The organism is Bacillus marasmi (genome assembly GCF_902168435.1).
GTDB classification, from domain to species: Bacteria; Bacillota; Bacilli; order Bacillales; family Cytobacillaceae; genus Bacillus_BU; species Bacillus_BU marasmi.
In genome coordinates this window covers 115,872-136,508 of the sequence record NZ_LR656164.1, presented here as the reverse complement: position 1 = coordinate 136,508, position 20,637 = coordinate 115,872, and the positions used below count along the sequence as shown (strand labels likewise).

General features: G+C 36.9%; 19 protein-coding genes. 5 read left to right on the top strand and 14 right to left on the bottom strand.

Annotation, left to right across the window (positions count from 1 at the left end):
* The first annotated feature begins 45 nt into the window (after positions 1 to 45).
* Positions 46 to 531 (top strand): PaaI family thioesterase, encoded by a 486-nt coding sequence (locus FXW34_RS00695; protein ID WP_147531888.1) that lies wholly within the window; start codon positions 46 to 48, stop codon positions 529 to 531.
* Positions 532 to 583: 52 nt separating this feature from the next.
* Here the strand turns inward: FXW34_RS00695 and FXW34_RS00690 are convergent, their stop codons facing one another.
* The 3 genes from FXW34_RS00690 to FXW34_RS00680 all read right to left on the bottom strand — a co-directional run bounded on the left by FXW34_RS00690 (position 584) and on the right by FXW34_RS00680 (position 2,937).
* Positions 584 to 1,624, bottom strand: coding sequence for a CAP domain-containing protein (locus tag FXW34_RS00690; RefSeq protein ID WP_246140792.1), 1,041 nt, complete (start codon positions 1,622 to 1,624; stop codon positions 584 to 586).
* Between the two features lie 225 nt (positions 1,625 to 1,849).
* Positions 1,850 to 2,284 carry a CBS domain-containing protein gene (locus FXW34_RS00685; RefSeq protein WP_147531887.1) on the bottom strand — a complete coding sequence of 145 codons (435 nt, stop codon included), beginning with the start codon at positions 2,282 to 2,284 and terminating at the stop codon, positions 1,850 to 1,852.
* Between the two features lie 5 nt (positions 2,285 to 2,289).
* Positions 2,290 to 2,937 (bottom strand): CAP domain-containing protein, encoded by a 648-nt coding sequence (locus tag FXW34_RS00680; protein ID WP_147531885.1) that lies wholly within the window; start codon positions 2,935 to 2,937, stop codon positions 2,290 to 2,292.
* Between the two features lie 196 nt (positions 2,938 to 3,133).
* Between FXW34_RS00680 and FXW34_RS00675 the strand changes: the two genes are divergently transcribed.
* Together FXW34_RS00675 and ytvI are read left to right on the top strand one after the other, a co-directional pair.
* Complete coding sequence (locus FXW34_RS00675) at positions 3,134 to 3,490, top strand: YugN family protein (RefSeq protein WP_147531884.1); 357 nt, start codon at positions 3,134 to 3,136, stop codon at positions 3,488 to 3,490.
* 144 nt (positions 3,491 to 3,634) lie between these two features.
* The gene (ytvI, locus tag FXW34_RS00670; protein ID WP_246140790.1) at positions 3,635 to 4,693 is read left to right on the top strand and encodes a sporulation integral membrane protein YtvI; all 1,059 of its coding nucleotides are present in this window, start codon (positions 3,635 to 3,637) and stop codon (positions 4,691 to 4,693) included.
* A 232-nt stretch (positions 4,694 to 4,925) separates the two neighbouring features.
* On the opposite strand, the gene FXW34_RS00665 is transcribed toward ytvI, so the two are convergent.
* The 7 genes from FXW34_RS00665 to cyoE form a co-directional block, all read right to left on the bottom strand.
* Positions 4,926 to 5,390, bottom strand: a complete 465-nt coding sequence (locus tag FXW34_RS00665) for a DUF420 domain-containing protein (RefSeq protein ID WP_147531880.1) — start codon at positions 5,388 to 5,390, stop codon at positions 4,926 to 4,928.
* 214 nt (positions 5,391 to 5,604) lie between these two features.
* Positions 5,605 to 6,516: a cytochrome c oxidase assembly factor CtaG gene (gene ctaG / locus FXW34_RS00660; RefSeq protein ID WP_147531878.1), complete on the bottom strand. Its 912-nt coding sequence runs from the start codon at positions 6,514 to 6,516 to the stop codon at positions 5,605 to 5,607.
* A 131-nt stretch (positions 6,517 to 6,647) separates the two neighbouring features.
* Positions 6,648 to 6,980 carry a cytochrome c oxidase subunit IVB gene (ctaF, locus tag FXW34_RS00655; protein WP_147531876.1) on the bottom strand — a complete coding sequence of 111 codons (333 nt, stop codon included), beginning with the start codon at positions 6,978 to 6,980 and terminating at the stop codon, positions 6,648 to 6,650.
* A 3-nt stretch (positions 6,981 to 6,983) separates the two neighbouring features.
* The gene (locus FXW34_RS00650) at positions 6,984 to 7,616 is read right to left on the bottom strand and encodes a cytochrome c oxidase subunit 3 (RefSeq protein WP_147531874.1); all 633 of its coding nucleotides are present in this window, start codon (positions 7,614 to 7,616) and stop codon (positions 6,984 to 6,986) included.
* Positions 7,616 to 9,481 carry a cytochrome c oxidase subunit I gene (ctaD, locus tag FXW34_RS00645; protein WP_147531872.1) on the bottom strand — a complete coding sequence of 622 codons (1,866 nt, stop codon included), beginning with the start codon at positions 9,479 to 9,481 and terminating at the stop codon, positions 7,616 to 7,618. Before ctaD ends, FXW34_RS00650 begins: the two co-directional genes overlap by 1 nt.
* Positions 9,482 to 9,514: 33 nt before the next feature.
* On the bottom strand, positions 9,515 to 10,582 hold the full coding sequence (coxB, locus tag FXW34_RS00640) for a cytochrome c oxidase subunit II (RefSeq protein ID WP_147531870.1): 1,068 nt from the start codon (positions 10,580 to 10,582) through the stop codon (positions 9,515 to 9,517).
* Positions 10,583 to 10,689: 107 nt separating this feature from the next.
* On the bottom strand, positions 10,690 to 11,616 hold the full coding sequence (cyoE, locus tag FXW34_RS00635; RefSeq protein ID WP_147531868.1) for a heme o synthase: 927 nt from the start codon (positions 11,614 to 11,616) through the stop codon (positions 10,690 to 10,692).
* Between the two features lie 510 nt (positions 11,617 to 12,126).
* On the opposite strand from cyoE, the gene FXW34_RS00630 reads away from it, so the two are divergent.
* Positions 12,127 to 13,083: a COX15/CtaA family protein gene (locus tag FXW34_RS00630; protein ID WP_147531866.1), complete on the top strand. Its 957-nt coding sequence runs from the start codon at positions 12,127 to 12,129 to the stop codon at positions 13,081 to 13,083.
* A 49-nt stretch (positions 13,084 to 13,132) separates the two neighbouring features.
* Here the strand turns inward: FXW34_RS00630 and pyc are convergent, their stop codons facing one another.
* The 3 genes from pyc to FXW34_RS00615 form a co-directional block, all read right to left on the bottom strand.
* Positions 13,133 to 16,573 (bottom strand): pyruvate carboxylase, encoded by a 3,441-nt coding sequence (gene pyc, locus FXW34_RS00625; RefSeq protein WP_147531863.1) that lies wholly within the window; start codon positions 16,571 to 16,573, stop codon positions 13,133 to 13,135.
* Between the two features lie 61 nt (positions 16,574 to 16,634).
* On the bottom strand, positions 16,635 to 17,843 hold the full coding sequence (locus tag FXW34_RS00620; RefSeq protein WP_147531861.1) for an FtsW/RodA/SpoVE family cell cycle protein: 1,209 nt from the start codon (positions 17,841 to 17,843) through the stop codon (positions 16,635 to 16,637).
* A 276-nt stretch (positions 17,844 to 18,119) separates the two neighbouring features.
* Entirely contained in the window at positions 18,120 to 18,401 is a 282-nt protein-coding gene (locus tag FXW34_RS00615; protein WP_147531859.1) for an Fpa/YlaN family protein, read from the bottom strand.
* 198 nt (positions 18,402 to 18,599) lie between these two features.
* Here FXW34_RS00615 and FXW34_RS00610 point away from each other — a divergent pair, with 198 nt between their 5' ends.
* Positions 18,600 to 19,100 (top strand): peptidyl-prolyl cis-trans isomerase, encoded by a 501-nt coding sequence (locus tag FXW34_RS00610; protein ID WP_147531857.1) that lies wholly within the window; start codon positions 18,600 to 18,602, stop codon positions 19,098 to 19,100.
* Between the two features lie 46 nt (positions 19,101 to 19,146).
* Here FXW34_RS00610 and FXW34_RS00605 read toward each other — a convergent pair whose 3' ends face one another.
* Positions 19,147 to 20,475, bottom strand: coding sequence for a PhoH family protein (locus FXW34_RS00605; protein ID WP_147531855.1), 1,329 nt, complete (start codon positions 20,473 to 20,475; stop codon positions 19,147 to 19,149).
* Positions 20,476 to 20,637 lie beyond the last annotated feature (162 nt).

Sequence of the window (20,637 nt, the reverse complement as noted above, 5' to 3'; positions counted from 1 at the left end):
ATAGTGGTATAATGAAACTAGATTTTTTTGAAAGAGGTATATGACATGAAAGAAATGCACGATTTGCTTGACGAAATCATTAAAGTGGCAAACAGTAAGGATTTTGATAATGTAAAGGAACTACTGCACGGTCTCCTTAATCAAAATGCGGATACAAAGGATGTAGGCTTCATCGGGAAAATATTGCAAATGGAGCGAAAAATTACAGGTCAAACTTGTGAAATAACCATTCCGCTTAACCCGATGGTCAATAATGGATTAGGGATTGTCCACGGTGGTGTGACCGCCACATTAATTGATTCGGCTATGGGGACACTAGCTAATTCCTTGCTACCCGAAGGATTCGGGGCTGTGACAACTCAAATGAATATTCATTATATCGCCCCTGGAATAGGAGAATCTCTACGATGTGTTGCCCATTGTGAACACCAAGGTACTAAAACAATGGTATTAACGGCAACCGTTTATCGCCCTGACAACAAAAAAGTTGCCACAGCAAGCGGAAGCTTTTTTATTATTCCTAAACAGTAAACAAAAAACAAGGTGGACAATCCGCCTTGTTTTTTATTTAGAGGAATAATAACTATTTTTCCTCTTTTCTTTCAATGAGGTTTTGGGTGTAATGTTTTCGATAAACTCCGATACCAGTGTGCGTGAAATGTTCATCTAGAAAGGTTTCACGATGATGTTCACTATTCAACCAGCCTTCCATTACAGCTGGTGCATCAATATAGTTAGCCGCAATAATTTCTCCCGCTTTATTATAAGGAATATTGGCAGCATTCAGACGATCATTTAGTTCACCAAATTGTTCCGAGGTGTGTGAAATCGTATTGGTATCATACATGTCTTTGCTATGAAGTAAAGCTACATTGGCGACCTCTTCATCCCAAGTCAATGGGCTAACATTATATCTTTTGCGAAGGATATTAGTAATTTCATAAATTTGCTTTTGATGGCTAAGCTCAATTTGAGCCCACGCCTCCTCTTGGATAGGATTTGGTTCGATTAACACACCGCGATACATTAGTTCATATGGTCTTTGGGCAATTAATGTCCTAACATCTAAGTACCTAACACTTGATAATGTACCAGTAAATTCATCAATATTGAGCTGAACAAAAATGTCACCCATTTGAATTAACGGCCTAGAATTCATATCCTCTTCAGAAAGCTCAAATTTATAAGTTGTACCTTCATAATTAAAATGAATATCAGTTTGGATTAATACAGTTGAAAAGATTTCTTCGATTGTTTCACCGATTTTAAACGGTAGGATATCAACTTTTTCTCCAAGCGCATAGATAGTTACAATCTTTCCGCTTTGTACGCCAACCTGCATGTATTGTTTGCTGCTTTTATTGTAAATCCACCATTCATAGCCATAGCTAGAAGGGTCAATTCGATTCGGTTCCCCGAATTCATTTCTAATAGTATCTACTGGTTTACCCATATAAACAGACAAGCCTGTTTCTGGACGATTTAATTTCGCACTCCCCTGCTCCTCGGGACTCGATACATTAGGTTGGTCTAATTCCTCAAGCGCCGTTTCTTCCATATATAATATATCTGATTGATTATTGTTTTCATCGAGAATATAATATCCTATCAATAATACAATCACTACTAATATTAAAATCCTAATTAATGCAGCCAGGTCTAGTTCCCCCTTCTAGACGTTCTCTCTCGTATTGTATGACGAAATTGAGCCATTATTATTGCATTAATATCATTATACAGTAACTTGATGCTCACACATGAACTATTTAGTTAAAAACCTAACTAAAAATTATTTTAATAAAATAAAAAACGAGGATAACAGGGGCGCTATCCTCATTTGAATCTTATATTAATGTTGAACTTGCGATTGACTTGGTTCAGATATCTCCGTCAAGGCAATCTTCGCTTGATCATCGGTTAATTCATGGATTGCGAAATCACCTAACGAAACAATCCCAACTAACCGGTCTCCCTCGACAACAGGCAAACGACGTATTTGGTTGTCCGCCATAATTTTTGCTGCCTTCTGCGTTGAACAATCTGATTTAATCGTTATCATGTCCTTACTCATAATATCTTCGACCTTCGTAGAGCCAGGGTGTTTTTCTGCAACACCACGGATAACGATATCCCTGTCTGTTATCATTCCACAAAGCTTGTCATTGTCGACAATTGGTATAGCACCGACATTCCATTCCTTCATTTTTACTGCCACTTCAAAAACATTATCCAGCAAGGAACAGGTTTCCACATTTGTAGACATAATATCCTTAATAGTTCCCATTTGATTCACTCCTTTTCATTATCAGCGATTAGTAATGTCCAATAATACTGATGCAAGCCACCCTTTGCACAACCAACTCCAATAGTTGTTGCTTGTTTCGAGAGAATATAACGACGATTCTCCTGAGAATTTAACCAAGTTTCGAACATTTCTTGCGAGGTACTTGGCCCAGCACCAACAGTTTCTTGTATGGACTTTACTTGAACATTGAATGTTTCCAACATATCAGTAGGATTACCGTAAGTAGGAGATTTATGCGCTACATATTTATGAATCAACATGTCCTTTGATTTTATTTCAGCTATTTGACTTAGTTCAGGATGAAATGATAATGGGCTAAGGTTTAATTTGTGGCGCTCATTATTAATTAATAACAGCATTTTTTTCTGATAGTCAGTTTGAAGTTGCTGCTTTATATTTGCCTGACCAGGTAAGAAAATCGTTTGCCCCGGATAGATGAGTTCAGGGTGGGCAATATGCTTATTTATACGTAATAATGCATTGAAATCAACCTCGTTCTGTAAGCTAATTTTCCACATCGTATCGCCTGGCTTTACCTTGTACTTTGACATCGCAAATAATTGATTGGGGCGAACGAAAAGAAAGGTGAGAAACGCACTAAAAAAAAATATGGCTACGATCCTCTGCTTCATTCCTAGTCCTCCTTGGATTGCTATACACAATAGTTTCTCCTAACTCCCTAAATAAAATCAGAAAATATAGTAAAATACCCTTTTTTTAAATTGCAACTTCATCCTTTTTCTACTATTATTAGAATGAGTAAAGTTGCATGGATATCGTGTTAATTATCTTTGCAACGGTTTTTGTAAAGTCTGGGGAGGGACAAAAATGAAATTTGAAAATACTGGTCTTGAAAATGCAAAAGTCGAATTAAAACGTCTGGATGAGGTTATGCTATCACAAGGTTTAGTCCGTGAAGCAACATGGGATTACGACCGCGTTACATACGACAAAAAGTTCGAATTAAAAGAAGGCGTTTTTTACCTTCGTGTTCAAGGTTATGCTGAAGGTGATGTTGGTGCTCACAGAGCTGAAATTCGTTTAATCACACCATTACTTGGTAAATATTATTTCCCACATGGTGTAGAATACGGTGAAGGTGAAGACTTCCCGGCATCATTAGTTTCTCAATGTGAAAAAACCTTAGCTGAACTAAAGAGCCAAATTAGCGCAATCGCAAAATAAATTGGTTTTTCCAAAAACGTATGGATACTCCATACGTTTTTTTGTTTTTATTTAAGTTGGTTATTTTTGTGTTTCCATACTATAATTTAACTAAGTAGGAAGGTAAAGCAATTCAAGCATTGAGTAATGGAAAGGAGGACAACATTGATAAAATTCATAAATAAACGAAAGCTTTTCATTGCACTAGGCATAATAATTGTGGCATTTCTGGCCTATCTAATTATCCCAGTTTCCGTCCCGCTAATATTAGCATTTATAACTGCATTATTGCTTGAGCCAATTGTTGCATTCATATCGAATGCTTTAAAGGGAAAGCGCCATCTATCCGTCATTATCGTTTTTATACTATATATTTGTTTTATAGCCTTATGCAGCTTCTTTATTACCACAAAGGTTATTACCGAGGTTATTCAACTGATCGAAAAGTCACCTACGTATGTTAATGACCTTTCAAAAATGTGGTTTAAAGCTGAAACAAAATTAGTTTCAATGGCGAGCGATTTACCTCGAGTTGTAGTTCAACAATTCACGTCACAAATACAGCAGTTTTTAACAACAGCTAAAGACAGCATACTCGCTTATGTAAACATTAATAATTTGAAAGCGATATTAACAAACATTCCAAGTTATTTGGTGAGTTTTATTATTTATTTAGTTTCACTTTTTCTTTTTCTCATCGATTTGCCAAGATTGGTGGAAAATTTCTATTCTCATTTAACTGATAAGACTTCTCGAAAAGTAAAATATATGACATCAAGACTATCGTTTATTATTTTCAACTATATTAAAGCTCAATTTTTAATCAGTATCATCGTTTTCATTTTGACGCTTATTTCACTACGGTTCATTGCCCCGGAAATTGCCTTTTATATGACACTGATCATTTGGGTTCTTGATTTCATTCCTATTTTTGGATCCTTTATTATATTGGCTCCATGGGCCATTTTTCACATCCTTACCAGTGATATGGCAATTGGATTGGCTTTAGCTCTGTTGGTAGTTTGTATACTTACCGTTAAAAAGATCATTAAACCAAGGCTATTAGGAAGCAAGTTTGGTCTCTCCCCACTTGCAACACTAGTAGTCATGTATCTAGGCTTTAAAATTATTGGTCTGTATGGCATTATCATCGGACCGTTAATCCTTGTGATCTTTTATTCAGCAAAAGAGGCAGGTATTATCCAAATTAATTTTAAAATTTAAGCTGTGTTAAATTTGAATGTTGAATTCCGCTGCAGACACTTCGCTTTCCATGGGGCTAACTGGGAGCCTCCTCGGCGCTTTGCGCCTGTGGGGTCTCCCATGCCAGCTACTCCCATAGGAGTCTACGTGCCTGCAGCGAAGATCAACCTTACAAAAATCAACATTGTGCATTAACACAGCCAAAATTTAAAAGAGCGGATTTTCATCCGCTCTTTTACTTTGTACATATTCATTAAAATCCTAAGATTGCCTTTATAACTGAAGTGGTGTCGCCACCTTGATAAATAACATATAGTAATAAGTAAACTGCTACACCAGTTATTCCTGTAGAAAACCAAACAATACTCGTAACTGGGCCAAGCTTTCTATGTAATGATAGATTATTCTTATAGCCACTAATAAGAGAAATAATTCCTAAAACAGCACCAATTGTTGCTAAGGTTATATGAAAAATTAGGAAGATAGTATAGTAAATCTTAACATCATCAGGACCACCAAATGCTGTATTCCCAATAAAAATGGTTCTACTTGCATAAATTAAAAAGAAAATAATTGCAAAAATAGCGGCTAAACTCATTGTTTTTCTGTGTGCATCGCGTTTTCGTTGTTTGATTTGGAACCAGCCAATTGCAACAGTAATCGCACTAAGTACAATAAACGACGTACTAATTGTAGGTAACCATGGCACTGAATTCATTAATAACCCCTCCAATAAAATAACTATTACTAAACAATTTTATGGTAATATTCTATATATTTCAACGAATATCTACTTTTTTCTTCATTTATCAACACGAAAAATGTTTCCATTACGAAATTCAAATTGTTCGTTTCCTCTATTATCACTTCATTTTATCCATAACAAACAGGAACAAAAAAAGATAAAGGCACCTGTTATAGGCGCCTTATTGTTAGTATTCAGCTAAGTTTGGATAGAGTGCTGGATTTCCTTCTTCGTCTACATTGTCTTGTTTATCCTTACGGTACCAACTAAAGAATACCTGAGCCAATACAACTCCATAAACAATCTCCTGAATAATCTTCATTAAAACGCCACCGAGTTGTTGGTCATCAATCAACGATAATGAATTGAACATTTCAGGACCACTTAAATCAAGCGAGGCTAATGTAGTAGTAGGGACACATAGCTGTAAAGCCTGGAGCCATGAGTTAGGATCAGAGAATGTCGCATACATTGGATCTTCTGCAAAAATAATTAATGCACATGCAGGTGTAATCAATATCCCATCTGCAAAAATATATCCAACCTTTTTGAGCCCACTTAGGTTTTGATACTCTTCTAGTTCGTTTACTAGCGGCCACCACATAAAAATAGAAACGATAAATAATATCGAGGTATAGCCTGCATGCATCCACATATCTGTTTTAATCACATCAAAAATAAGCGGAACATGATAAAACGAAAACATCCCATTAAATAGGATTAGAGCAATTAATGGTCTTGTAAAAAAATGAAAAACAGGTTTCACGATACGCAAGTTTAACACCTTACGCCAAACCCATTTTGGGATTCCAACAACAAATAAGGGCGCTACCACCAAATATAGCATCGCCATCTGAATCATATGTGCATAAAACATTAAATGTCCCATTAAATCTAGCGGGGAGCCTTTTATCACATATAATAGCACCATTGCGGTTATGAAAAGAAAAGCTTCTTTTTTTGTTAGCTTTTCACTGTTTGAAAATCGATGTTGAAATTTTACAGTTATAAGGAAAAATCCAATCATCATTACGATTAAGGCTAATAGAAAATAAGGACTCCATAGAGCACGAAAACCAAAAACATCAAGTACTGGCATAAATCTCACCTCTAATTATTAATCCACAGTCAGTAGTGGAATTGACAGGTTCTTAATCTCGGAGTGCCGTTAACATAATTTCAAAAAGGAAATCGGCATAAAAACCGATTTCCTCTTTTTTACATTTCAAATTACCACCAAACGATTGTTACGAAAGCTAGAACTGTAATTGCACCAATTAATGCTCCTGAGTATAGGAATAGTGATGGTGCTTCGTGACCTTTATGACTCATATGCATGAAGTAATATAATTGAAAAATCAATTGAACAACGGCTAATAAAATAATAAACGGAACCGTGAACCAGCTTGAAAAACCATCGTACGCAACTGCTGCAAAGGCCAATAAAGTTAAGAAGATCATTAATGCGAATGAAATAACCTGGTACTTCATTTCCTCGGCATTTTTCTTGCGACGATATTCAATGTCAACTCTAGGGTTCGCTGAATTTTGTTGATTTGCCATCAGTTATCCCACCATTCCCATTAAATATACTACAGAAAAGATAAAGATCCATACAACGTCAATGAAGTGCCAGTAAAGGCTTGCTAAATAAAACTTAGGTGCGTTATAAAGACTTAAACCTCTACCAGAATTTCGAATCATTAATGTGATAATCCAACCTAAACCAAATGCAACGTGTCCGCCATGGAAGCCAACTAGCGTGTAGAAAGCTGAACCAAATGCGCTACTTGTAAAGGTATGATGGAACTCATGCACATAATGATTAAATTCATAAATTTCTAGTCCAAGGAAAGAAGCTCCTAATAGTACAGTTACTCCTAACCAAAGCTGCATTTTTTTGAATTCAAAGTTCTTCATATGATACATAGCGTATACACTTGTCAACGAGCTAAATAGTAGTAGCATTGTTGCTGCTAAAGTAAGCGGAATTTCAAATAAGTCTTTTGCTAATGCGTGGTCTGCACTAGGTACTTTATCTTTTAACGCTAAATATGTTGCAAATAGTGATGCGAATAACACAGTTTCTCCACCAAGGAAGAACCAAAAGCCTAGGAATTTATTTTTGCCTTCAAGGGTGGCTTTTTCAGGCGAAGCAGGCCAGTTTTCCAACGTCATTTTTGTTTCATGAGCAGCCATTATGCCTTAACCCCCTTATCTTCGTTTTCTAATTCTTCTTTATGAATATGATATCCATGATCATCCTTAATTGAACGGATGAACATTGAACCAAATGTAATCACGAATCCAGCAATTAGTACTGGAAGACCCCAACTATAATCTGTACGGTACATTGCACCAAAAGCAGCTACAAATAATCCGAAAGAAATCATAAATGGAACGAATGAGTTATTAGGCATATGGATATCTCCAAGTGGTTCTGCAGGAGTCATTTCCGTTTTACCATTCATTTTTTCGATCCAGTAAGCATCTAAACCACGAACAAGTGGAAGTTGCTTGAAGTTGTAGTAAGGTGGTGGAGATGGAATTGACCATTCGAGCGTACGTCCGTCTCCCCATGGGTCGTTACCAACACGTTTGTTTTTCACAGTTGTAATCACAACGTTTATTAATAATAATGTAACAGCTACTGCCATCAAGAATGCACCGATTGTACTTACAAAGTTTCCAGTTTCAAGTCCTTGCCCTGGAAGGAATGTAAAGATACGACGAGGCATACCCATTAAACCTAAGAAATGTTGTACAAAGAATGTTAAGTGGAAACCGATTAAGAATAACCAGAAAGTAATTTTTCCTAATGTTTCATTTAAAATAGTTCCAAACATTTTCGGCCAGTAAAGGTGTGCTCCACCTAATAATGCCAATACAACCCCACCAACGATTACGTAGTGGAAGTGAGCTACTACGAAGTAAGTATCATGGAATTGATAATCTTGTGCTGCAGATGAAAGCATTACCCCAGTTACCCCACCAGCTACGAAAGATGGAATAAACGCCACTGCATAATGCATAGCAGCTGTAAACTTGATGCTTCCACCCCATAGTGTAAATAACCAGTTAAAGATCTTAATCCCTGTTGGTACAGCGATAGCCATAGTCGCAACCGCAAAGATTGCGTTCGCAACTGGACCCATACCAGTTGTAAACATATGGTGAGCCCAAACCATGAAGCCTAAGAAACCGATTAACACAGTCGCAAATACCATTGAAGAATATCCGAACAATCTCTTTCTTGAGAAAATTGGAATAATTTCTGAGAAAATACCAAATGCAGGTAAAATTAAAATGTAAACTTCAGGATGCCCGAAGATCCAGAAGAAATGTTCCCAGATAATTGTGTTACCACCGTTAGCAATATCAAAGAAATTTGCACCAAACAAACGGTCAAAAATCAATAAGAATAAACCAACTGTTAATGGTGGCATTGCAAATAGAATTAAAGCAGATGTAACAAAAGTTGTCCAAGTGAACATTGGCATACGCATGTATGTCATACCAGGTGCTCTCATCGTAATAATTGTTACAAGGAAGTTAATACCCCCGATGATTGTCCCAGCACCAGATATTTGCAAACCTAATGCATAAAAATCAATACCATGGCCTTCAGAAGCTAATGATAGTGACGCATATGACGTCCAACCAGCATCAGGTGCTCCACCAAGGAACCATGAGCAGTTTAAGAAAATACCACCGAATAAAAATAACCAAAATCCTAATGCATTTAAGAATGGGAACGCGACGTCACGTGCCCCAATTTGCAAAGGCATAACCGCATTCATAAACGCAAACACCAACGGCATCGCTGCCAGGAATATCATGGTTGTACCATGCATTGTTAATAACTCATTGAATAATCCAGCACTTACAAAATCATTATTTGGAACCGCTAGCTGGATGCGGATAAACATTGCTTCAAGACCACCGATAACAAAGAAAAGTCCACCGGCGATTAAATATAATACCGCAATTTTCTTATGGTCAACAGTTGTTAAGTAATCCCAAACTGTTGCTCCAAACCCCTTTTTTTGAGCGTAGGTACTCACTGTTTTACCTCCTTTTTCACCAAAGATCCCCTATTAATCCTGAACCTTTAAGCCCATTAAGTATGCAGCCAAAGCATCAATCTGCTCGTCTGTTAATTGTCCATATGTGCCAGTCATCGTGTTTGCAGGCTTATAGCTTTCAGGGTCTTTAATCCATTTTTTCAATGATTCTTCATCATGTTCTAAAATACCAGCAATACGAGAACGTTCACCAAAGTTTGTTAAGTTCGGTGCCATACGAGCTGCTTCTGGTGTTGCATTGGATGGAGTTACAGCGTGACAGCCGATACAGCTGTTATTAAAGATTTCCTGACCTTCTTGCGCTAAAGCAGTATCTGCTTTTTCAGGTTCTTTAACTTTCTTCATATCTTTAACCCATTGATCAAATTCTGCACGTGAAACGGCTTTCACTTTGAAATCCATTAAAGCATGTGACGGACCACATAGTTCGGCACATTTACCGTAGAATAAATTCCCAGCTTCATCCGCTTTTTTATCATCAAACTTTAACCAAAACTTATTGACGTTATCAACATTCGTATCCATCTTTCCGCCAGCTGGAGGAATCCAGAATGAGTGTTTAACATCAGATGCTTTTAAATTGAAATATACCTTTTCATCAGTTGGAACGACTAATTCTTGTCCAGTAACAATACCTAAATCAGGATATTCAAATTCCCACCAGTATAAACTTGCTCTTACATTAACAACTAGTTTACCTTCTGAACCATCATTCTTCTTGTCCATTTGAGCCACATCAGCAAACTTAAATGTTGCTGCAACAGTCGGAACTGCCAATATAAGCAACAGGACAATAGGGATAACTGTCCACAAAATTTCCAAAGTATGGCTACCTTCAACCTGCTTCGGAATGCGATCATCCTTACGTCGGAATCTAGTCATTACAATTAAGAAAATGATTGTAACAACGACAATTACCCCTACCATGATTCCCGTACTTAGCTTCATTAGGTTGTATTGCGTTTCAGCAACTTCACCTGCCGGCGTTAACGCAGACAAAAATGGTTCGCCACAGCCGGAAAGCATGAGTACTAAGACGGAAAATAATGAAATGAGATGCCACTTTGCGAGCCTTTTCATTGCTTTACCAAACCCCTCTTTCGTAAAATAAATAAAAATTTCTAAAAAAATATGGATAAATCCTTTCCTTATTTCCCCTTTAAATAAGGAAAGGATTTCCTACAAAATTAAATAAGTGTCACAATGACCATCGCTACAAACATGATTGTTAAATATTGAAGCGAATAGACAAACATTAACTTGGCCCATTTAATATCATCGAATTTTTTATTTCCAATAATTCCTAAAGCTAACCAACCTACATTCAGTAGTGTAGATAGAATTAAAAATGGGATACCAAGTGATGTTAAGAAAAATGGTAGTGGCATTAAGGCAATAATCCAAAGGATAATATGTTTTTTCGTTGTCTTAAAACCTTTTACCACTGGGAGCATGGGTATTCCTGCGGCGCGATACTCCTCCACTCTTCTCATTGCTAGTGCATAGAAATGAGGAGGTTGCCAAGCAAACATAATAAAGAATAATATCCATGCAATAATATCTAGATTTGCATCTACAGCTGCCCAGCCAATTAATGGCGGAACTGCTCCAGAAATACTTCCAACAATTGTATTTGAAACATAAAGCCGTTTAGACCACATAGTATAAAGTCCAACATAGCTTATCACACCAACTAATCCAATAATTGCAGCTGACACAGTAGTAAGTAGTAAAAATAATAGCCCAATTACGATAAATGCTAATCCTAAGACAATGACCCAATATGGATTTACTCTACCTGTTACGGTAGGTCTATTTTTTGTTCTTTGCATTAAATGATCGATATCACGATCGTAAACATTATTGATAACACAAGAACCGGCAATAATTAATGATGACCCTATTAATGTAAATAGGACGATGTCCAAATGATCAAGGAAACGTTGGTCTGTAAAATGAAGAGCCAGCCAAATTCCTGTAAATGTAGTAATGAGATTTGAATTAACGATACCTATTTTAATCAATGCTAAGAAATCCTTTAACACTGATGTATGCGGAATTTCTGTTTGACTAGGTTCTATTGCAGCCCCACCAAAGCCTTTTGGATTCGACATGATTCCTTCCTCCTCTTCCCTTCAACTGTAGAAACCCGTAATTTTGTTCCCTTAAGTTTAGGGCGGATTTTTATCAATAATAGGGAGTTTTAATTAACACTATTTACAACTTAATAATAATATTAATTATTCACCTATACCAAAACTATTTCAATTCTCACTGTATATTAAATCACACTTTCGATGTTTTTTGTGAAGTTTTTTTGAACATTTTTTATTTTTTTTACAGAAAGTTAACAAAAATATCAAAATTATTAGTTAGTTTTTGGCTTATTTTTTTCAACCACAAGCTATCTTACCTAATTTTTCAAATAATATTATTATATTAATTGAAAGCATAACAAGTTATAATTTATATTATAAAAGAAAGATTCTAATAGTTGTAATAATATGCTTTATTGTGTACTATCGAATAGTCATCATATCGATTTTATCGAAATTTGTTTCATTCATTATACACGTCAACACGAAATTATGACATTTTTTTAAACTTTATAGGATGTGATATTTTTGCAAAGGTCTTTAAAAGCTTTGGCCGTTTTAACGACAATCGGGATGTTATTTGTGTTAATCGGTGGAGCTCTAGTAACCAAAACGGGATCTGGATTAGGTTGTGGACGCTCTTGGCCGCTATGTAATGGAGAATTTGTTCCAACAAATATAACCCCTGAGCTTATTATTGAGTTAGCTCATCGGCTAGTTTCTGGATCGGTTGGAATCATGGTATTGGCTCTTTCTGTCTGGACGTGGAAAGCAATAGGTCATATTAGGGAAACGAAATTCCTCTCATTTCTTTCATTTTTCTTTTTGGTCCTACAGGGTTTAATTGGTGCAGCCGCTGTCGTATGGCAACAAAACAGCTTTGTACTGGCACTGCATTTCGGAATCTCTCTTATCTCTTTCGCTTCCGTTTTACTACTGACATTACTTATTTTTGAAGTAGATAAGAAATTTGATGCAGAAAAGTTAATTATTGACAAACGGATGCAAATGCATACAATTGGTGTCACAATTTATAGTTATATCGTTGTTTACACTGGAGCACTTGTACGTCATAAAAAAGCAAGCTTGGTTTGTTCTGATTGGCCTTTTTGTAATAATGAAACAGCACTACTTCCCACTAATCTAAATGAATGGGTCCAAATGGGTCACCGTTTGTTTGCAGGTCTTATTTTTATTTGGATAGGCTATATCGCCTTTTTAGCGATTAAACATTATCGGCATCAGAAGGTAATATATTGGGGTTGGATTATTTCATTTATTCTTGTTTGCCTACAAGTAATTGCCGGAGCGCTTATTATTTTTACAAAATTAAATCTTTATATCGCACTTGCACATGCTTTCTTTATTTCTTGTTTATTTGGGTTGTTATGTTACTTCTTGTTATTGACATCGAGAAGTAAGAAAAACGCACAGATGCTTGAAGCCAATTCTACATTCACAAATAGTAAAACAACAAGCTTATAAAAAAAGGTCTGAACCAGCGCTAGATGCAGCGGTTCAGACCTTTTTTTATTTATTTAACTAACTCGATTAATAGGTCACCTGTTTGGATCGCTTCTCCATTTTTTACATAAATGTCTTTGATAACGCCGGTAAACGGTGCTTGAACGGTCGTTTCCATTTTCATTGCTTCTGTAATAATGAGGTGGTCCCCACGATTAACCTTTTCACCCTTTTCAACAACCACTTTAATAACCGTACCCGGCATAGTTGCTGCGATATGGCTTTCATCGCTTGGATCTGCCTTAATTTTTGCAACAACCGTCGTTTTAATACTGTCATCCTTCACAACAATTTCACGAGGTTGCCCGTTCAATTCAAAGTAGACAATTCTAGTTCCATCAGCCTGAGCTTGTCCAATTGAAATAAGTTTTACAATCAGCGTTTTCCCTTTTTCAATTTCAACTTCAATTTCCTCACCGAGACGAAGTCCATAGAAGAAGGTTGGTGTATCAAGAACAGAAATATTCCCAAACATATCCAATTTCTTCGTGTAATCCACGAAAACTTTCGGATATAATGCGTAAGAAAGCACATCAAAGTCAGTGGCTGTTCTGCCAATCTCACCTGACAGCTTCTGCTTTAAAGCCTCAAAATCAACGGGCTCAAGCAGTTCACCAGGACGAACAGTAAGTGGCTTTTTATCCTTTAGAATCACCTTTTGAAGCTCTTCTGGGAATCCGCCATACGGCTGCCCCAAATACCCCTCGAAGAATTCTACAACTGAATCAGGGAAGTCAAGGACAGCACCCTTTGTTAAAACATCCTCTTCCGATAAATCATTTTGAACCATGAATAACGCCATATCACCAACAATTTTTGATGATGGAGTTACCTTTACGACATCACCGAATAATTGGTTCACACGAGCGTACATGCGTTTTACATCGTCCCATTTATCGCCGAGGCCTACACCCTTGGCTTGCTGTTGAAGATTGCTATATTGGCCTCCAGGCATTTCGTGTTGGTATACCTCTGTATGTGGTGCCACCATACCTGACTCAAAGTCAGCATAATATTTCCGAACATCTTCCCAATAATGTGACAACTGTTCAAGGGCTTCGATGTTTACAATTGGCTTTCGTTCTGTTCCTTCAAGTGCATAATAAAGTGTATTAGCGCTTGGTTGAGAGGTTAAGCCAGCCATTGTACTCAATGCTACATCAACGATATCGACTCCAGCTTCTATCGCCCGAGCGTATGTGTAAATTCCATTTCCGCTTGTATCATGGGTATGAAGATGAATTGGAATATCAATTGTTTCTTTAAGCTCAGAAACTAACCGATACGCTGCCTGCGGTTTTAATAATCCAGCCATATCTTTAATACCTAGAATATGAGCACCTTGTTGCTCTAATTCTTTAGCAAGATCTTTGTAATATTGTAGATTGTATTTCGTTCTTGTTGGATCATCAATATCACCTGTATAACAAATTGCCGCTTCGGCGATTTTGCCGTTTTGACGAACAGCATCAATCGCTACTTCCATTCCACGAACCCAGTTTAAGCTATCGAATATTCTAAACACATCGATTCCGGTTTCAGCAGACTTCTTAACAAATTCACGAATCACATTGTCTGGATAGTTGGTATAACCGACTGCGTTAGATGCACGTAGTAGCATTTGGAACAGAACGTTTGGGATTTCTTTTCTTAATTCCTTTAGTCTAATCCAAGGATCTTCATTTAAGAAACGGTATGCCACGTCAAATGTCGCACCGCCCCACATTTCAAATGAAAACATCTCTGGTAAAAGCTTTGCGGTTGGCTCAGCGATATGTTTAATATCTGTTGATCTCACTCGAGTAGCCAACAGCGATTGGTGTGCATCTCGGAAAGTTGTATCTGTTAACAAAACATTATTTTGCTGTTTAATCCAGTTAACTAGTCCTTCTGGACCGTGGGCATCAAGAATTTGTTTTGTTCCATTCTGGTATTCAAAATCATAATTTAACTTTGGAATTCTTGGTTTATCAAACACAGGTTGTTTTTTCTTTTCGATTCCTGGGAATCCATTAACAGTGACATTAGCGATGTAGGAAAGCATTTTCGTTCCACGGTCTTTACTTGGTGTGAATTCAAATAATTCTGGTGTTGTATCAATAAACGAAGTATCATATTCACCTTTTTGGAATTTTGGATGCTTAACTACATTCTCAAGGAAAGGAATGTTTGTTTTGATTCCACGAATACGGAATTCTCTTAAATTGCGGATCATTTTAGCGGCCGCTAATTCAAATGATGGACCAAATGTGGTTACTTTTACTAATAACGAATCATAGAAAGGTGTGATGACCGAACCTGTAAAGGCATTACCCGCATCCAAACGAACGCCAAATCCTCCACCTGAACGATATGCCATAATTTTTCCTGTGTCAGGCATAAAATTATTCAACGGGTCTTCAGTTGTAACACGTGATTGAATGGCATAACCATGTACTTTAATGTCTGCCTGCGTCGGAATACCAACCACTTCACCGTGTAAAGGATGACCTTCGGCGATTAATATTTGCGAAATAACAATATCGACCCCAGTGACCATTTCTGTAACTGTATGCTCAACCTGGATTCGCGGATTGACCTCGATAAAATAAAAATCATCACCTGATACTAAAAATTCCACTGTTCCGGCATTCACGTAATCAACATTTTTCATCAACTGGACTGCAGCCTGACAGATTCTTTCGCGTAAATCATTCGATACGGAAACACTTGGTGCAACTTCAACAACCTTTTGATGACGTCTTTGAACCGAGCAGTCACGCTCATATAAATGAACAATATTTTGATGTTGGTCACCTAAAATTTGTACTTCAATATGCTTTGGATTTAGAATTAGTTTTTCTACATAAACCTCGTCACTACCAAAAGCGGCTTTTGCTTCCGATTTAGCACGAGAATACGCTTCCTCGAGCTCGTCCTTATTATTGACAATCCGCATTCCGCGTCCGCCGCCACCTAATGCTGCTTTAATAATAATTGGGAAGCCATGCTTCTCAGCAAATTCACTCACTTCATTTGCATCTTTTACAGGGCCGTCACTTCCAGGGATAATCGGGATATTTGCAAGCTCAGCTTGAGAACGTGCTTTTACCTTATCTCCAAACATATCAAGATGTCGAGATTCTGGTCCGATGAAAATGATCCCTTCTTGCTCACATCGGCGGGCGAATTCAATGTTTTCAGATAAAAATCCATAACCAGGATGAATCGCATCAACCTCGCTATGTTTAGCAATGGCAATGATTCCCTCGATGTCCAAATAAGCATCAATCGGTTTTTTACCTTCGCCGATTAAATAAGCTTCATCCGCTTTATAACGATGGTAAGTACTCGAATCTTCTTTTGAATAAATCGCAACAGTTCGAATATTTAACTCATTACAAGCCCGAAAAACCCTGATTGCAATCTCGCCACGATTGGCAACCAATACTTTAGTAATACGTCGTTGCATTTTTCGAATCACTCCATTTATCTGTATTTTACAAAAGCGCGAAGGGGTTAACCCCTCGCGCTCATGAAGGAAAATTGATTGATCCAGTAATTTTCTTTTTTGAAAGAACTGACTGTTTCTCACTTTCCTTTTGTTTATATTTTTGTTCGTAATTTACGAACATTGATACATTGACTAAAATCCCCATTGCAAATGAGAGCTGCAGAATAGATGAACCTCCATAGCTTACAAACGGAAGTGGGACACCAGTTAATGGAATCAATCCCGAAATACCAGCAAGATTGGTAAAGGATTGTATTCCTATCATGCTAGAAATTCCTACCGCTAAAAGTGTACCAAATGGATCCTTACATTTTAGCGCAGTGTAAATTCCCTTTAACACAATAAAACCTAATGATAATATAACAAAAGCTACCCCCCAAATTCCTAATTCTTCAGCAATAACCGCCATGATAAAATCAGTATGGGATTCTGGTAAATACCCTAGCTTTTGTACACTCTGTCCGAGCCCCAAGCCATTTACTCCACCGGACCCTAAAGCCAAGAAGGAATTCACAAGCTGATAACCAGGACCATCCTCAACTGCAAAAGGATCGTTAAATGCCGCAAATCTGTTTAATCTCGTTTCAGAAAAAATTTCGTCGTTAAAGATAAGCACAATTGGTAAAACAAGCGACGCACCGATGAGGATTAGCTTCATGATATTTTTAATATTCATCCCAGAAGCAATTATTATCATAGCAGCTATTGCAAAAATAATTGCTGCTGTACCAAAATCCGGTTGAACTGCTACCAATACACAGACGAATACGAGATAAATAACTGGTGGTACAACGCCGTGGTTAAATTCGTTAATATAGGATTGTTTTTTGGCATATACTGCCGATAAATAAATAATGACGCCAATTTTTACAAATTCAGATGGCTGAATACTTCTGCTGCCAACTTGAAACCAGCTTTGTGCGTTACCGGCAACATGTCCAAAAATAAACAAGGCCGAGAGTCCTAAAAGCGAGCCAACAACAATGATGCCTAGAATTTTATTGCTTTTCATGATTTTATAGGGAAATATGGCCATAAAGATAAAAACAAACAAGCCTGCAATTAAATGAAGCTTTTGCTTTTGATAAAAGAAATCGCTGCTAACGTCATAGCGTTGTACAGCTGACACCATACTCGAGCTATAAATCATGACCAAACCAAATAATGACAAAAGCACTAGCACAATAATTAATGAATAATCATATGATTTTATGATTTTTTTCAGCATTCAACCTCTTCCTCATCTTCTAGGTTGTTTTAGTTATTCTATCATTCTACTCGATATCCTGCTTATGGAGGAAGAAAAGATAGAATTATTTTAGCATAATAACATCTGAGTTCCTATACTAAATATCAATTTTATCATCAAAATTTTTATTTAAATTTTAATATTCTAAAATTATTCAAAAGCGGAAGCGCTTACTCAAAAAATTTCTCCAGTTGCACCAATCGAAAAAACGGAACAAAAAAACCCAAACAATCTGTCTGTTTGAGTTTTATTTGTCTATTTTTTTTGAGAGGCTTCATGTAAGGCTGAAAGCTCTCGTTCAAGTTGTTCTAAAATATCTTTTCCTATCTTTTCATCGACAAGACCCAAGCGGACTGCAAAATCTATTTCACGGGACAATCCAAACATTTGTGTATCTAAAACCTCTTCATATAAAGGGCATTGAGGCATTGTAAGGTTGTCCATTTGCACCTTAATAAGCTTTAATATCTTATCAGCGTCCGCCTTTAATAAGGCATTTGCTCTTTCTCGATGATCGACGACCATTTCTGACGCCAACATTGATCCCCCCGTTTCCGAGCGATTACGTATACTTCTTTAAATTTTACATTTATAATGGACAAATTGCAACAAAAAACGCTAATGAACATTCCAATAATAAAAACGTCAAACAAATTGAAAAGTAGCTTTACCATGACATTTATCAGAATTATCGCTATACTAAATAATGATTGCAAGCTGAGGAGGACATTTTTTATGGAAAACATCATACAAATTAAAGGAAACGTTAAGTTTTCAATTACTATGGATCCAGGAGTATGGATATTTGATGATCGAAAAGTCGATCTAACAACGTATTTTCTTGAAGATCATCAAGAACAAGACGATGAGTTAGCAAAATATAAAAAAGATATTTCCAAACAGTGGGACCGTGAAATAACAGAGGGTGCTACAATTCCTCCGACTAGTTCAACAAAGCCTTTATTTGAAAAAGAAAAATTGCTGAACGGTACTTTTGCTATTCCATTCAAGCCTTTTTTAAAAAATGCTGAAGTAGGCGAAAATGCAAAAGCGCTAATCATAAAAACAAGTGATAGTGAAGTTGAAATCCCAATTGATGAGGCATTTAAACTCTTGCTTGGTTTTTCACTTAATGGCAAACCACTAAGGGAAGATGGTCCGATCCACGTTTATTACGGCGACGGCTCAAATCAGAACAAGCCGATTACAAATGTTATAGAAATGCGGGTAATCTAATCCGCTCAGAAGGGGTCAAAACGACCCCTTTTTTCATTAAATAACTCTATAGGAGATCCGCCGCTAATTGGGCGAGGTTACTTCTTTCGCCTTTGATTAGTTTGACGTGCCCCGCTATTTTTTGATCTTTAAATTTTTCTACAACATATGTAAGACCATTGTTGTAGGCATCTAAATACGGATGATCTATTTGCTCGGGGTCTCCCATGAGAACAATTTTACTTCCCTCGCCAACCCGTGTTAAAATCGTTTTCACTTCATGCTTCGTTAAATTTTGAGCCTCGTCAATTATGATAAATTGATCTGGGATACTCCTACCACGAATATAAGTAAGTGCCTCGACTTCAATTGAACCCATTCCTGCTAAGATTGCATCTAATTCACCAGGTTTTTTAGCATTAAATAAATACTCAAGATTATCGTAAATTGGTTGCATCCAAGGTCTAAGCTTCTCCTGCTTTTCCCCCGGTAAAAAGCCTAAGTCTTTGCCAACCGGAACAATCGGCCTGGCCACTAAAAGCTTCTTATAATACCCCAAATCCTCGGTTTGTAATAACCCTGATGCTAGCGCTAATAAGGTTTTCCCAGTTCCAGCTTTTCCTATCAACGTTACCAATGATATATCTTTACGCAATAGCAATTCAATTGCCATCGTTTGTTGGACATTTCGAGGACGGATACCCCAAACATGATCATGATCAAAGACTAATTTTTTTAATTTTTTCCTTTGGTGATCGACAACACCTACTGCAGACGCCGATCCCCCTAAAGCATCCTTCAATACTACAAACTGATGGGGGTAGTATGGATAATTAGATATTTCCGATACTAAGATTTCATTTTTCTCATAAAAAGAACTAATAATGGCCACATCTACAAACCTTTCAAGAAAACCCATATAAATATGGTCTAAATCCACTACACGGTCACTCAAAAAATCCTCGGCCAAAAGACCAATTGCATCCGCTTTTACTCGGACGAGCGTATCCTTACTTACAAGTATGACCGGTCGTCCATTTTCCTTTGTTTGTTCTTCTAAAAATAAATTTTTGGCAACAGCCAATATGCGATTATCATTTGTCTTTTCAACAAAAATTTCCTGTAATTGGTGAAATGAACGGTGATTTAACTCAATTCGTAAGTTTCCGCCATTTTCTAGGGGAATTTTTTCATGAAGCTTTCCTGATTCTCTTAAGCTGTCAATTAGACGTGAAACCTGTCTTGCATTTCTTCCTATTTCATCCATATATCTCTTTTTGGAGTCGACTTCTTCTAGAACGACGGCTGGAATGACAACCTCATTATCTTCAAAAGAGAAAATGGAGTAGGGATCTTGTAACAAGACATTTGTATCTAATACATATATTTTACTCAATCGCACGCCTCCCGCTCTACTTGTTCTACCCGTTCATCCTCGAACGAACCGCTTGTCAGATGGGACTTTGATAAAATATATGTTTCACTGCATAAAGATAGAAGAAGTTTTGCACAATAATCGTATGAGGTACTAGTTATTATTTTTTAAAAAATCATGAGT